Source organism: Rhizobium sp. CCGE531 (assembly GCF_003627795.1).
Classification (GTDB): Bacteria; Pseudomonadota; Alphaproteobacteria; order Rhizobiales; family Rhizobiaceae; genus Rhizobium.
On record NZ_CP032684.1, the window covers coordinates 2,534,357 to 2,546,729 of the forward strand.

At 59.7% G+C, this 12,373-nt stretch carries 12 protein-coding genes; 5 read left to right on the top strand and 7 right to left on the bottom strand.

Annotated elements, in window-relative coordinates:
* Positions 1 to 115: 115 nt before the first annotated feature.
* Positions 116 to 1,042 carry a DMT family transporter gene (locus tag CCGE531_RS12340; RefSeq protein ID WP_120664422.1) on the top strand — a complete coding sequence of 309 codons (927 nt, stop codon included), beginning with the start codon at positions 116 to 118 and terminating at the stop codon, positions 1,040 to 1,042.
* 191 nt (positions 1,043 to 1,233) lie between these two features.
* Here CCGE531_RS12340 and CCGE531_RS34255 read toward each other — a convergent pair whose 3' ends face one another.
* The 7 genes from CCGE531_RS34255 to CCGE531_RS12370 form a co-directional block, all read right to left on the bottom strand.
* Complete coding sequence (locus CCGE531_RS34255; RefSeq protein WP_162943900.1) at positions 1,234 to 1,425, bottom strand: hypothetical protein; 192 nt, start codon at positions 1,423 to 1,425, stop codon at positions 1,234 to 1,236.
* Between the two features lie 80 nt (positions 1,426 to 1,505).
* Positions 1,506 to 2,408 carry a methylenetetrahydrofolate reductase [NAD(P)H] gene (gene metF / locus CCGE531_RS12345; RefSeq protein ID WP_120664423.1) on the bottom strand — a complete coding sequence of 301 codons (903 nt, stop codon included), beginning with the start codon at positions 2,406 to 2,408 and terminating at the stop codon, positions 1,506 to 1,508.
* 1 nt (position 2,409) lies between these two features.
* Positions 2,410 to 3,435 (bottom strand): metalloregulator ArsR/SmtB family transcription factor, encoded by a 1,026-nt coding sequence (locus tag CCGE531_RS12350; protein WP_120664424.1) that lies wholly within the window; start codon positions 3,433 to 3,435, stop codon positions 2,410 to 2,412.
* Between the two features lie 216 nt (positions 3,436 to 3,651).
* Positions 3,652 to 4,086: an IS200/IS605 family transposase gene (gene tnpA / locus CCGE531_RS12355; RefSeq protein WP_120663694.1), complete on the bottom strand. Its 435-nt coding sequence runs from the start codon at positions 4,084 to 4,086 to the stop codon at positions 3,652 to 3,654.
* A gap of 186 nt (positions 4,087 to 4,272) precedes the next feature.
* On the bottom strand, positions 4,273 to 4,707 hold the full coding sequence (tnpA, locus tag CCGE531_RS12360) for an IS200/IS605 family transposase (protein ID WP_120663694.1): 435 nt from the start codon (positions 4,705 to 4,707) through the stop codon (positions 4,273 to 4,275).
* A 163-nt stretch (positions 4,708 to 4,870) separates the two neighbouring features.
* Positions 4,871 to 6,520 carry an energy-dependent translational throttle protein EttA gene (gene ettA / locus CCGE531_RS12365; RefSeq protein ID WP_120664425.1) on the bottom strand — a complete coding sequence of 550 codons (1,650 nt, stop codon included), beginning with the start codon at positions 6,518 to 6,520 and terminating at the stop codon, positions 4,871 to 4,873.
* Positions 6,521 to 6,645: 125 nt separating this feature from the next.
* Positions 6,646 to 7,392, bottom strand: a complete 747-nt coding sequence (locus CCGE531_RS12370; RefSeq protein ID WP_120664426.1) for a ribonuclease — start codon at positions 7,390 to 7,392, stop codon at positions 6,646 to 6,648.
* Between the two features lie 164 nt (positions 7,393 to 7,556).
* On the opposite strand from CCGE531_RS12370, the gene CCGE531_RS12375 reads away from it, so the two are divergent.
* The 4 genes from CCGE531_RS12375 to CCGE531_RS12390 are packed head-to-tail and all read left to right on the top strand — an operon-like array spanning position 7,557 to position 12,344.
* The gene (locus CCGE531_RS12375) at positions 7,557 to 8,489 is read left to right on the top strand and encodes an alpha/beta hydrolase (RefSeq protein ID WP_120664427.1); all 933 of its coding nucleotides are present in this window, start codon (positions 7,557 to 7,559) and stop codon (positions 8,487 to 8,489) included.
* A 19-nt stretch (positions 8,490 to 8,508) separates the two neighbouring features.
* Positions 8,509 to 9,468: a DMT family transporter gene (locus tag CCGE531_RS12380; RefSeq protein ID WP_120664428.1), complete on the top strand. Its 960-nt coding sequence runs from the start codon at positions 8,509 to 8,511 to the stop codon at positions 9,466 to 9,468.
* Positions 9,469 to 9,486: 18 nt separating this feature from the next.
* Positions 9,487 to 10,689 carry a CaiB/BaiF CoA-transferase family protein gene (locus CCGE531_RS12385; protein ID WP_120664429.1) on the top strand — a complete coding sequence of 401 codons (1,203 nt, stop codon included), beginning with the start codon at positions 9,487 to 9,489 and terminating at the stop codon, positions 10,687 to 10,689.
* Positions 10,686 to 12,344: a thiamine pyrophosphate-binding protein gene (locus CCGE531_RS12390; protein WP_120664430.1), complete on the top strand. Its 1,659-nt coding sequence runs from the start codon at positions 10,686 to 10,688 to the stop codon at positions 12,342 to 12,344. The genes CCGE531_RS12385 and CCGE531_RS12390 overlap by 4 nt, the downstream gene beginning before the upstream one ends.
* The last annotated feature ends 29 nt before the right edge of the window (positions 12,345 to 12,373 follow it).

Here is a 12,373-nt window from a genome sequence, read left to right on the forward strand (position 1 = left end):
GTTTGCGGCAGCCTTCGCCAGCCCCTCACGAGCCAGCCGCCGCGCATCCCGCCAGAAAACGGGTGGAACCCAGGCCCTCTTCCAGGTTACATGAACCGAAACGGGGGAGATGATGATGGGTAACGAAAACAGGATGAGTGCCTCGACCTGGGGGCTGCTTCTATTGCTGGGGCTGATCTGGGGCGGTTCGTTCTTCTTTGCCCGTATTGCGGTCCATCACGTTCCGCCCTTTACGCTCGTCCTTCTGCGCCTGTCACTGGCAGCGCTAGCACTGCATCTCTACCTTGCCGGTCGCTTTGGCATTTATCAGGTGTTGCGGACCCAATGGCGGCAATTTCTCCTGCTGGGGCTCATCAACAATGCCGTGCCGCATACCCTGATCTTCTTCGGTCAGACGCAGATGGGCGCCGGTCTTGCCTCCATCCTCAACGCGACCACGCCGATCTGGACCGTCCTGATCGGCAACCAGCTGACCACCGACGAACGCCTCACTCCGGCCAAGCTCATCGGCTGTTTCACAGGGCTGATCGGGACGGCAGTGCTACTCGGACCAAGCGTCACCACCGGCGGCTCTGTTCCCTTCTGGGCGCTGTCGCTGCCAATTCTCGCGGCGATTTCCTATGGTTTTGCCGCGATCTACGCCAAGCGCTTCAAGGGCATCGCCCCACCCGTCGTTGCGGCCGGTCAATTGACCGGCTCCTCGCTGATCATGTTGCCGGTCGCTATGATCGTTGACCAACCCTGGTCTCTTGCGGCGCCGCCGGCGACGGCGATAGCCGCTATTCCGGGCTTGGCGCTGCTGTCGACAGCTTTCGCCTATATTCTCTACTTTCGCATCATGGCGCTTGCCGGCGCCACGAACGCTTCGCTTGTGACCCTGCTGGTGCCGCCGAGCGCCCTTCTGCTTGGCTTCTTGTTCCTGGATGAGCGACTTGGCTTCGCTGAGATCGCCGGCATGTTGCTGATCGGCGCGGGCCTGCTTGTCCTTGACGGCCGGCTTTATGCATGGATGAAACACGGCGTAAGAACGCGCGCAACATGATCTAACGTTCCACCGGGCGGGCTGCGGTCACAGCATGTTAATACTTATTCACAACCCGTCACCTAGCGAGCGATCCTAATTTTCGCAGCAAAATCAAAATACTGCCGCGATTCCCTGAATCGAAACGCCAACCTCATGCCGCGTCGCAGCATCGAATTTGCTTTCCAAACGACATATTTTCGACATAAAATTTAACGGCTGACTGAGGAGGAAGACATGGGATTGACGCGATCCATCAACGTCCTGGTGGTCGGTGCGGCCTTCGCTTTCGTCGTGACGATGCTTTTCATCTGACGGCTTTGACGAAATTCGCAGACGATCAAACTCCGAAAAGCTAACAAAACCCCTGCTTCATTAGAAAAGCGCATGCCCGAGCTGGACATGCGCTTTTTCATGTCAGGCGAAATGCGCGAAATCAAAGACCTAAAGTGCAGGAAGCGAATCTGAAAGATCGCGACGCGCTTTAGGCGGCCGCGCCGGCGCGCGCATCCACCTTGCGCTGAAGGCCAAGCCGTTCGAGGACGGCTGAGACGAGCGGCGAGCGATTCATCGTGTAGAGATGAAACTCATGAATGCCGCGACGTATCAGATCCTGGATCTGCTCGGCTGCGACGTCCGCGGCGACCTTGGCGCGCTCCTCGACATTCTCGTCCAGGCCGTCGAAACGCTTGTCAAGCCGGGACGGGATGCTGGCGCCACAGGCGCCGGCAAAGCGCTTGAGCTGGGTGAGGTTCTGGATCGGCATGATACCGGGCACGATGGGAATCCAGACGCCGGCCGCGCGAACGCGATCATGATAGCGCTCGAACGCATCATTATCGAAGAAGAACTGGGTCAGCGCCCGGTCGGCGCCATTCTCGGCCTTGCGCTTCAGCATGTCGATATCCGCAGCGGTATCGCGGCTCTCCGGATGTTTTTCCGGATAGGCGGATACAGAAATATCGAAATCGCCGCGCTCGCGCAAAGCCCCCACCAGTTCGGCGGCATTGGCGTAACCGCCCGGATGCGGCTGATAGGCCGAGCCGACACCACCAGGCGGATCACCGCGCAGAGCGACGAAACGGTGAACACCCGCGGCAAGGAACTCGTCGATCACACGATGCGTATCTTCGCGCGTCGCACCGACACAGGTGAGATGCGATGCCGTCGTGAACGGTGTTTCATGGATCATCTTGCGCACGGCGGAAAGCGTCGGGGCCTTGGTCGTGCCGCCTGCACCGTAGGTCACGGAAACGAACTCTGGCTCCCAATCGCTAAGGTCTGCAACGGTGGCCCATAGCTGCTGCTCCGCTTCTTCCGACTTCGGCGGAAAAAACTCGAAGGAGACGCGGATACCGTCATTCCGATTTTCGGATCTCGAAGACATGTCAAACTCTCCCGGCGAGCATGGGGGACGACTGGTGGCCTTGGTCGGCTGCGATCAGCAGCCGCGGATCGCGCGCCAGCCAGATGCTGACTGTCAGCGCCTGGCCGCCTTCCCTCCCCGAATGGAGGTCCTGCACGCGCTCGACATCCAGTCCCGCCAGCTTCAGCCAATCCGACATGGCCTGATGCGAGAAGCCTAGACGCAGATGCGCATGCTCGTCGCGCAAATATTCAAGCCCGTGCGGCGCGAGATCGATGATGACAAGCCTGCCGCCAGGCCGCAGCATTCGCGCCGCCTCGGCAACGGCGATCTCCGGCTGATCGAGGAAATGCAGCACCTGATGGATGGTGATCAGATCGAAGTCCTGCTGCTCGAGCGGCAGGTTGAAAATATCGCCATGACGCACCGATGCGGCGGTGATATTGGCGCGATCGAGATTGGCGCGGGCGACCGCGAGCATGTCACGGCTGGCATCGATGCCGACGGCGCGGCGATAGTGCCCTGCCAGGAGCTGAAGCATCCGCCCCGTGCCAGTGCCGAGATCGAGGAAGGAATCGATCGGCTGCGGGCCGATCAGCTCGATCAGCGCCTTGTCGACATCCTCGTCCGCGACATGCAGGCGACGCAGTTCGTCCCACTCGGCGGCGTTTCGGCTGAAATAGGCCTGCGCGCGTTCGGCGCGGATGCGCTTGACCGAAGTTAGGCGCTCGCCGTCACGCAGCAGAACCGTATCCTTTTCCGCGGTATGGCGCAGAAGGCTGCGAGCCAGCGTCACCGCCTTGCCCTCCTGCTTCAAACGGAAATAGGCCCAGGCGCCTTCCTGATAGCGATCGATCAGGCCGGCTTCACCAAGCAGCTTCAAGTGTCGGGAAATACGCGGCTGCGACTGGCCGAGAATTTCGGTAAGATCGGTGACGGTCAGATCGCTAGCCGCAAGGAGTGCCAGAAGACGTAGCCGCGTCGGCTCGCCGACCGCCTTCAGCACATCCACCACCTCATCCAAGCCGAGTTTAACCAAATCCATCAACCACCACCCAATCAAGATATAAAGATATCTTTATGTGATTTGGGCGCTCGCTGCAAGAGCCAATTGGCGGTTAAGGCTGCCCGACGTCGGTAATCTGTTATTTTTTGCCGAAAATGGAATACCGGCTATCATCGCCGGACATAAAGTCATGACCTCCACCAAAGGTGGAGGTTTGAAACGCTGCGCTTGAACCACTAGAAGTGGTTTTGTTAGCGCTTAGTAGCTACGATTGAAGAGGTCGGCAAAGTCGGAAGCTTTGTCGGCCTTTTCCTGATTACGGATATATTGTCTGACGACCTGCTCGTTGTAGCCCGTCGTCGATACGAAATACCCGCGCGCCCAAAAGTGATAACCCTTGTAGCGCCGCTTGCGCGCATATTTGTTGGCAACATAAAGCGCCGTCTTGCCCTTCAGAAAGCCAACAATATGCGCAACCGAATATTTCGGCGGGATCGATATCAGCATATGCACATGGTCGGGCATCAAATGACCCTCTTCGATCTGGCAGCCTTTCTGCTGTGCCAGCCGACGTAAGAGTTCTCCCAACTCACGCCGCACGTCCCCGTAAAGTCTTTTCGTTCGGTATTTGCTGCCAAAAACAACGTGATACTTGCAGTCCCACGTCGCATGCGAGAGCGTTTGCTCATCCATAAAACCTCCTTGTTCGAAGTCTGGGCCACGCCAGCGGTTCAAGCAGGAGGTCTCTCAACTACCGTGTAGAACGCGTCCAGTCCTCCACCGTAGGTGGAGGTTTACTTTGATTACAGTCATGACCTCCACCAAAGGTGGAGGTTTGAAACGCTGCGCTTGAACCACTAGAAGTGGTTTTGTTAGCGCTTAGTAGCTACGATTGAAGAGGTCGGCAAAGTCGGAAGCTTTGTCGGCCTTTTCCTGATTACGGATATATTGTCTGACGACCTGCTCGTTGTAGCCCGTCGTCGATACGAAATACCCGCGCGCCCAAAAGTGATAACCCTTGTAGCGCCGCTTGCGCGCATATTTGTTGGCAACATAAAGCGCCGTCTTGCCCTTCAGAAAGCCAACAATATGCGCAACCGAATATTTCGGCGGGATCGATATCAGCATATGCACATGGTCGGGCATCAAATGACCCTCTTCGATCTGGCAGCCTTTCTGCTGTGCCAGCCGACGTAAGAGTTCTCCCAACTCACGCCGCACGTCCCCGTAAAGTCTTTTCGTTCGGTATTTGCTGCCAAAAACAACGTGATACTTGCAGTCCCACGTCGCATGCGAGAGCGTTTGCTCATCCATAAAACCTCCTTGTTCGAAGTCTGGGCCACGCCAGCGGTTCAAGCAGGAGGTCTCTCAACTACCGTGTAGAACGCGTCCAGTCCTCCACCGTAGGTGGAGGTTTACTTTGATTACAACAAAAACCCCGGACAAGCCGGGGTTTTCGAAGAGCAAAAACGGGAGCTTATCGCGTCAGTCGCTTGTAGGTGACGCGGCTCGGATTGATGCTGTCAACGCCGAGACGACGCATCTTGTCCTGTTCGTAATCCTCGAAGTTGCCTTCGAACCATTCGACATGGCTGTCACCTTCGAAAGCAAGGATGTGTGTGGCCAGACGGTCGAGGAACATGCGATCGTGGCTGATGATGACGGCGCAGCCGGCGAAGTTTTCGAGAGCGATTTCGAGAGCGCCGAGCGTTTCGGTATCAAGGTCGTTGGTCGGTTCGTCGAGCAGCAGAACGTTGCCACCGGCCTTCAGCATCTTGGCGAGATGGACGCGGTTGCGCTGGCCGCCGGAGAGGTTACCGACCTTCTGTTGCTGGTCACCGCCCTTGAAATTGAACGTCGCGCAATAGGCTCTTGAGTTCATTTCATACTTGCCGAGCTTGATGACTTCGGCGCCGCCGGAGATTTCCTCCCAGACAGTCTTGCCGCCATCGAGCGCATCGCGGCTCTGGTCGACATAGCCGAGATGAACGCTGTCGCCGATGCGGATAGAACCGCTATCCGGCTTTTCCTGGCCGGTGATCATGCGGAAAAGCGTCGTCTTGCCGGCGCCGTTCGGACCGATCACGCCGACGATGCCGCCAGGCGGCAGCTTCAGCGTCAGGTCTTCGATCAATACGCGGTCGCCATAGCCCTTGGTGATGCCTTCCATTTCGATGACGACCTGGCCGAGACGCTCGCCGACCGGAATAATGATCTGCGCATCGCCGGGACGCTGGTTCTCGGCGGCATCGACCAATTCGTCATAGGCGCGGATACGGGCCTTGGACTTCGACTGGCGCGCTTTCGGGCTGGAGGCGATCCATTCCTGTTCGCGTGCGATCGCCTTCTGGCGGCCGGCCTCTTCGCGACCTTCCTGCTGCATGCGCTTCGCCTTCGCCAGCAAGTACGAGGAGTAGTTGCCTTCGTAGGGAATGCCGCGGCCGCGGTCGAGTTCGAGAATCCAGCCGGTGACGTTATCCAGGAAGTAGCGATCGTGGGTGATCATCAGCACGGCGCCCGGATAGGCACGCAGGTGCTTTTCCAGCCAGGCGATGGTTTCGGCGTCGAGATGGTTGGTCGGTTCGTCGAGCAGCAGCACGTCCGGCTGCGACAGCAGTAGCTTGCACAAGGCCACACGTCGGCGTTCGCCGCCCGAGAGTTTGGTGACGTCCGCATCGCCGGGCGGGCAGCGCAGCGCGTCCATCGCCATCTCAACCTGGCTTTCCAGATCCCAAAGGTTCTGGCTGTCGATGATGTCCTGGAGCTTGGCACCCTCTTCCGCCGTCTCGTCGGAATAGTTCATCATCAATTCGTTGTAGCGATTGAGGACGTCGGTCTTCGCCGCAACGCCTTCCATGACGTTTTCGAGCGCAGTCTTCGCAGGATCGAGTTGCGGCTCCTGGGCCAGATAGCCGATGGTGGCGCCTTCGGCCAGCCATGCCTCGCCGGTATATTCCTTGTCGAGGCCGGCCATGATGCGCAGCACCGTCGACTTACCCGCACCGTTCGGACCGAGAATACCGATCTTGGCGTCGGGGTAGAAGGAGAGATGAATATTCTCCAGGATCTTCTTGGCGCCATAGGCCTTATTCAGACCGGCCATATGATAAATGAACTGACGTGCCATAGCTTGGGTTGCTCCACGGGCGGATAACATTGCGAATTGTGCCGCTATGTAGGCGAAACCCCGCTCTCGGGCAACGGCGAAACCTTGTCCGAGGGCATTATCCGGGTCAGAAAGGCCGTATTTCCTCAGAAACCGGCGGCATCCACCACGCCGCGGTCGCAGCCGAAGGCGGTGCTGCCCGCGCTTTGGATCAGTTTGGCGAGCCGCGGCTCGTTACCCTGCTGTGGCTCGATCGCATCTTCCGAGAGGCCGATGGTCAGCTCCGAAATCATCCTGACATCGCCGACCCGACGGCAGCTCATCTTGATGCGCGCATTGGCGCCCTCGCCGAAGCTCTGGTCGAAGGCAGCCTTGATGCTTTCGGCATCGAGTTCCTTGCCGATATTCTCCGCGAAGAGCTGGCGCACGGACGACGCATTGAGTTCGGCGATCAGGCCGGCGGCGATTGAAAAATATTTGTCGGCGCTGAGCTTCGTACAAGTGCCGTGCTTGATCCACTCATGCCGCTCGAGGCCGGATTGCGTGCCCGGCATTGCCTTGTCCAGCTTCGCCTTGACCTCCTGCGACAGCTCCACCGCCGGCAGATCCTTCCAGTCGCGGCCGCGATCCGCCTGCTTCAAATCCTCCGAAACATCGCAATATTCCTGCCGCATAGGCCACAGGCCATGCAGCGAGAAGTTCGTGGCATCATGATTGCTCGACGATTGGCTCCGGCATTCGGCCTTCTTCTGGTTCGTCGCGCAAAATGCCGGTTCCCAGCTTGCGGCCAGGATAAAACGCGTCCGCCCACGGCTATGCTCCTGCGCCATGGCGCTGGCGGCCGTTCCGACCGAAAGAAATACAACTGCAAATACCCGAAGCAACTGCCTCATTCCCTGCCTCCAATAGAACATTATGGGAACAAATAAGCAGTTTGATGGAGCGGGCGCAATCCTGAATCGTAGTACCCGGAAAGATTTATTTCTGTGTGCTTCGGCACCTATCCATTGCAATCGGCCTGATGATAATCTTTCGTTCAAACGGGAGGACCGAATGCATGTTCGCGGATACGCAGCGCCTGAATAGCCCGACGGGCGCGAAGATTGCCTATCATCACCTGCCGGCAACTGCGGAAGCACGCGGCATCCTGCTGATATCGCATGGTCTTGCCGAACACTCCCGCCGCTACGAAGCCTTTGCGGATGCGATGGCCGCTCAGGGCTTTCACGTCTACGCGCACGACCATCGCGGCCATGGCGAGACCGTTGCCCACGACGCACCCATCGGCCGCTTCGCGCGAAAAGGTGGAGTGGACCATGTCATCGCCGATGTGCTCGCCATGCGCGAGCTTGCCGCAAGCGCTCATCCCGGCCTGCCGATCATCCTGTTCGGCCACTCCATGGGTGGATTGATCAGCCTCAACACGGTCGTCACACATCCGGACAAGTTCGATGCCGTCACCGTGTGGAACTCCAATTTCAATGCGGGCCTTGCCGGCCGCACCGCCCAGCTCATCCTCAAGACGGAGCGCATGTTCAAGGGATCGGATGTTCCAAGCGGCCCCTTGCCGAAGCTGACTTTCGGCACCTGGGGCCGGTCGATCGCAAATCGCCGCACCGACTTCGACTGGCTTTCGCGCATTCCCGAGCACGTGGACAAATACATCGCCGACCCCCTGTGCGGTTTCGACGCCTCCGTCTCGCTCTGGCTCGACATATTCGAGCTTACCTTCCGGGCGCCGCAAAAGACCTATCTCGACCGGCTTCGGCGCGATATGCCCGTCCATCTCGTCGGGGGTGGCAAGGATCCGGCAACCGATAATGCGAAAGCGATCTCCTGGCTGGCAAACCATTTGAAAAGCGCCGGTTTCTCTCATATTACAACCGAGATCCATCCCGACATGCGGCACGAGACGCTTAACGAAATCGGTGCCGATGAAGCCATTTCCCGCTTTGCCGGCTGGTGCAAACAGGTGACGGCAAACAACTGATTCTCATGGGAATTCTGCAATGAACACCTCCAGCGGCTCCTCGATCCGATTGCCGCAATCGGAGCTGACCTTCGGCTTGGCGATGATGTTCCTCTCCGTCGTCCTCTCGCCGATCATCGACATCTTCTCCAAGCTCGCCGCAACCACGATCCCGCCGGCCGAAGTCACCGCCGCCCGCTTCATCCTTCAAACGCTCTTTGCGCTGCCGATGATGGCGATGCGCCGGCAATGGGGCGTGTGGACATGGCGGCGCGGCGGCGTTCATGCCATCCGTGCCGCCATGCTGACGCTGTCCATGGTGTCGTTCGTAACCACACTGCAGGTGATGGAAGTTGCCGATGCCATTGCCATCTTTTTCGTCGAGCCGATGATGCTGACCATTCTCAGCAGCATATTCCTGAAGGAAACCATCGGCTGGCGGCGCTACACCGCCTGTGCCGTCGGCTTTTTCGGCGCGATGCTGATCATCCAGCCGAGCTTTCAGGAGGTCGGCTTCGTTGCCCTGCTGCCCGTCGTCACCGCGCTCTGCATCGCTGTCTATGTGATGATCACGCGCGTCGTCTCCCATAGCGAGGATGCCTGGTCGATGCAGTTCCAGACCGGCCTGTGGGGCATCGGCTTCAGCCTGATCCTGCTTGCCATAGGCCGGGTGACGGGATCTGTGATCCTCGATCCGGTCATGCCGGATTTGACTGCCATGCTCTACCTGCTTGGTGTCGGCGCCTCCGCAGCGGCCGCCGGCATCCTCACGGTACATGCCTATCGCGCCGCGCCGGCCTCGACGCTCGCACCACTGCAATATTTCGAGATCGTCTCCGCCACGATCTTCGGCTGGCTCGTCTTCGACAATTTCCCGGATGCGATCAAATGGCTCGGCATCTTCATCATCATCGGCTCCGGCCTGTACATTCTCTGGCGCGAGCGGCGCTTTGCTTCCAAGCCTGTATCCGATACATCTGAAACAGCATTCACGCCCTGAGCGGGAGAGCGGACCGACATGACAGAGCAAAAGACAAAGAAACCTCCGCTTTCCGGTATTCGCGTCATCGAACTTGCCCGCGTGCTCGCCGGTCCCTGGGCCGGGCAGATGCTGGCCGATCTCGGCGCCGATGTGATCAAGGTGGAAAACCCCGACGGCGGCGACGACACGCGCCAATGGGGACCGCCCTTCGTCGAGGGCAAGGACGGCGAAAATCTCTCGGCCGCCTATTATCATGCGGCCAACCGCGGCAAGCGCTCCATCGTTGCCGACCTCAGGACCGAAGAGGGACAGGAGCTGGTGCGCCGGCTGGTGAAGACGGCCGATGTGGTGATTGAGAATTTCAAGCTCGGCGGTTTGGTGAAATATGGGCTGGATTATGAAAGCTTGAGAAAGATCAATCCCCGCATCGTCTACTGCTCGATCACCGGCTTCGGCCAGACCGGCCCCTACGCCGGCCTAGCAGGCTATGACTATATCGTCCAAGGCATGTCCGGCTTCATGTCGATCACCGGCGAGCCGGACGGGCAGCCGATGAAGGCAGGCGTCGCGATCGCCGACCTCTTCACGGGCATCTATGCGGTTTCGGCGATTGAGGCCGCCCTGATCCATGCCCTGAAGACCGGCGAAGGACAACTCATCGACATGGCGCTGCTCGATGTGCAATCGGCCGTGCTTGCCAATCAGAACATGAACTACCTGATCTCGGGCAAACCGCCCGTGCGCCTCGGCAACGCCCATCCGAACATCTCGCCTTATGAAGTCGTGCCCACCGCCGACGGCTATCTCATCCTTGCCGTCGGCAATGACGGTCAGTTCCGGCGCCTCTGTGCCATTTTCGGCATGGAGACCCATGCCGACGACGAGCGCTATGCGACCAACAAGGCCCGCGTCGCCCACCGCAACGAGGTACGGGCTTTCGTCTCGGCCGAGACGCTGAAATGGAACAAGGCGGAGCTGCTTCGAGCCTGCGAGGCCAATGCCGTCCCGGCCGGCGCCATCAACACGATCGAGGACATGTTCGCCGACCCGCAGATCGTGGCGCGCGACCTCAAGATCGATCTCGAGGACAGTGCCGGCACCGTCATTCCGAGCGTCCGCACGCCGATCGTGCTGTCGGAAACGCCGTTGACCTATACGCGGCCGAGCCCGCGTCTCGGCGAGCATCAGGAGGAGGTTCTGGCCGAATTGGCCGAACTGGAGGGAAAGGCGAGGACATGAAGCGAACGGGCGGGCAACTCATCGTCGAGGCTTTGAAGGCAAATGGCGTGCAGCGCATATCCTGCGTGCCGGGCGAGAGCTTTCTCGCCGTGCTCGATGCGTTGCATGACAGCGATATCAAGGTGCTCGTCTGCCGCCAGGAAGGTGGTGCTGCGATGATGGCGGATGCCTGGGGCCGGCTGACGGGCGAGCCGGGTATCTGTATGGTCACCCGCGGCCCCGGCGCCACGAATGCGTCCGCCGGGCTTCATATCGCCCGTCAGGATTCCATTCCGATGATCCTGTTCATCGGCCAGGTCCAGCGCGATGCCCGCGAACGTGAGGCCTTTCAGGAAGTGGAATTCCGCCGCGCCTTTACGGAATTCGCCAAATGGGTCGGCGAGATCGACGATGCCGCCCGCATTCCGGAATTCGTCACCCGTGCTTTCGCGGTCGCGACATCCGGACGTCCCGGCCCCGTCGTGCTCACCCTGCCCGAAGACATGCTGCGCGATGAGGTCGAGGCGCCAAAAGCGCGGCCACACGCACCCGTCGCCGCCCATCCGAGCCGCGGCCAGCTTGCCGACCTCAGTCAACGCCTGGCCGCCGCGGAACGGCCGATAGTCATTCTCGGCGGTACGCGCTGGGATGAAGAGGCGGTTGTCGGCATCCGGCAGTTCGCGGAGCGTTTCAGGCTGCCGATCGGCTGCTCCTTCCGCCGGCAGATGCTGTTCGACCATCTGCATCCAAACTATGCCGGCGATGTCGGCATAGGCATCAATCCAGCGCTGGCAAAGGAAATCAAGGAAGCGGATCTGCTGATCCTTCTCGGCGGACGTCTTTCCGAAATGCCATCCTCTGGCTACACGCTGGTCGATATCCCCTACCCGCGCCAGCAGCTCGTTCATATCCATCCCGATCCATCCGAACTCGGCCGCGTCTATCGGCCGGACCTGGCAATCTGCGCCAGCTCGGCGGACTTCGTTGCTGTTCTGGCTGACCTCGACGCCCCCATCGAGACGCGCTGGGCCGAACGGACGGAGCGCATGCATGCAGCCTATCTCGCCTGGTCAACGACACCGGAAAAGAGCCCTGGTGCCGTTCACATGGGCCGCATCATGGATTGGATCGAAGCCAATACGGCTGATGATGCGATATTCACCAACGGCGCCGGCAATTATGCCACCTGGCTGCACCGCTTCCATCGCTTCCGCCGCTTCAACACCCAGGCGGCTCCGACATCTGGCTCGATGGGCTATGGCCTGCCGGCGGCAGTGGCTGCAAAACAGCTCTTTCCCGAGCGCGAGGTGATCTGCTTTGCCGGTGACGGCTGTTTCATGATGCATGGCCAGGAATTCGCGACCGCCGTCCAGTACGGCCTGCCACTGATCGCCTTGGTCATCAACAACGGCATGTACGGCACTATCCGCATGCATCAGGAACGCGAATATCCCGGCCGCGTCAGCGCCACGGCGCTCGACAATCCGGATTTCGCCGCCCTTGCCCGCGCCTATGGTGGCCACGGTGAAACCGTGAGAGCGACGGAAGAGTTCGGCCCGGCATTCGAACGCGCCCGTGCGAGCGGCAAGCCTGCGATCATCGAGATTACGCTCGACCCGGAAGCAATCACGCCCTCCCGCACCCTGACGGAAATCGCCCAAACAAAAGGCCGGTGAGCACACGCCCACCGGCCTTTAAAAAAAAC

Excerpts from the sequence above, each read along its gene's own strand:
- CCGE531_RS12340 (WP_120664422.1), top strand. The coding sequence starts at position 116 with ATGGGTAACGAAAACAGGATGAGTGCCTCGACCTGGGGGCTGCTTCTA.
- CCGE531_RS34255 (WP_162943900.1), bottom strand. The coding sequence starts at position 1,425 with ATGTCCAGCTCGGGCATGCGCTTTTCTAATGAAGCAGGGGTTTTGTTA.
- metF (WP_120664423.1), bottom strand. The coding sequence starts at position 2,408 with ATGTCTTCGAGATCCGAAAATCGGAATGACGGTATCCGCGTCTCCTTC.
- tnpA (WP_120663694.1), bottom strand. The coding sequence starts at position 4,086 with ATGGATGAGCAAACGCTCTCGCATGCGACGTGGGACTGCAAGTATCAC.
- tnpA (WP_120663694.1), bottom strand. The coding sequence starts at position 4,707 with ATGGATGAGCAAACGCTCTCGCATGCGACGTGGGACTGCAAGTATCAC.
- ettA (WP_120664425.1), bottom strand. The coding sequence starts at position 6,520 with ATGGCACGTCAGTTCATTTATCATATGGCCGGTCTGAATAAGGCCTAT.
- CCGE531_RS12370 (WP_120664426.1), bottom strand. The coding sequence starts at position 7,392 with ATGAGGCAGTTGCTTCGGGTATTTGCAGTTGTATTTCTTTCGGTCGGA.
- CCGE531_RS12375 (WP_120664427.1), top strand. The coding sequence starts at position 7,557 with ATGTTCGCGGATACGCAGCGCCTGAATAGCCCGACGGGCGCGAAGATT.
- CCGE531_RS12380 (WP_120664428.1), top strand. The coding sequence starts at position 8,509 with ATGAACACCTCCAGCGGCTCCTCGATCCGATTGCCGCAATCGGAGCTG.
- CCGE531_RS12385 (WP_120664429.1), top strand. The coding sequence starts at position 9,487 with ATGACAGAGCAAAAGACAAAGAAACCTCCGCTTTCCGGTATTCGCGTC.
- CCGE531_RS12390 (WP_120664430.1), top strand. The coding sequence starts at position 10,686 with ATGAAGCGAACGGGCGGGCAACTCATCGTCGAGGCTTTGAAGGCAAAT.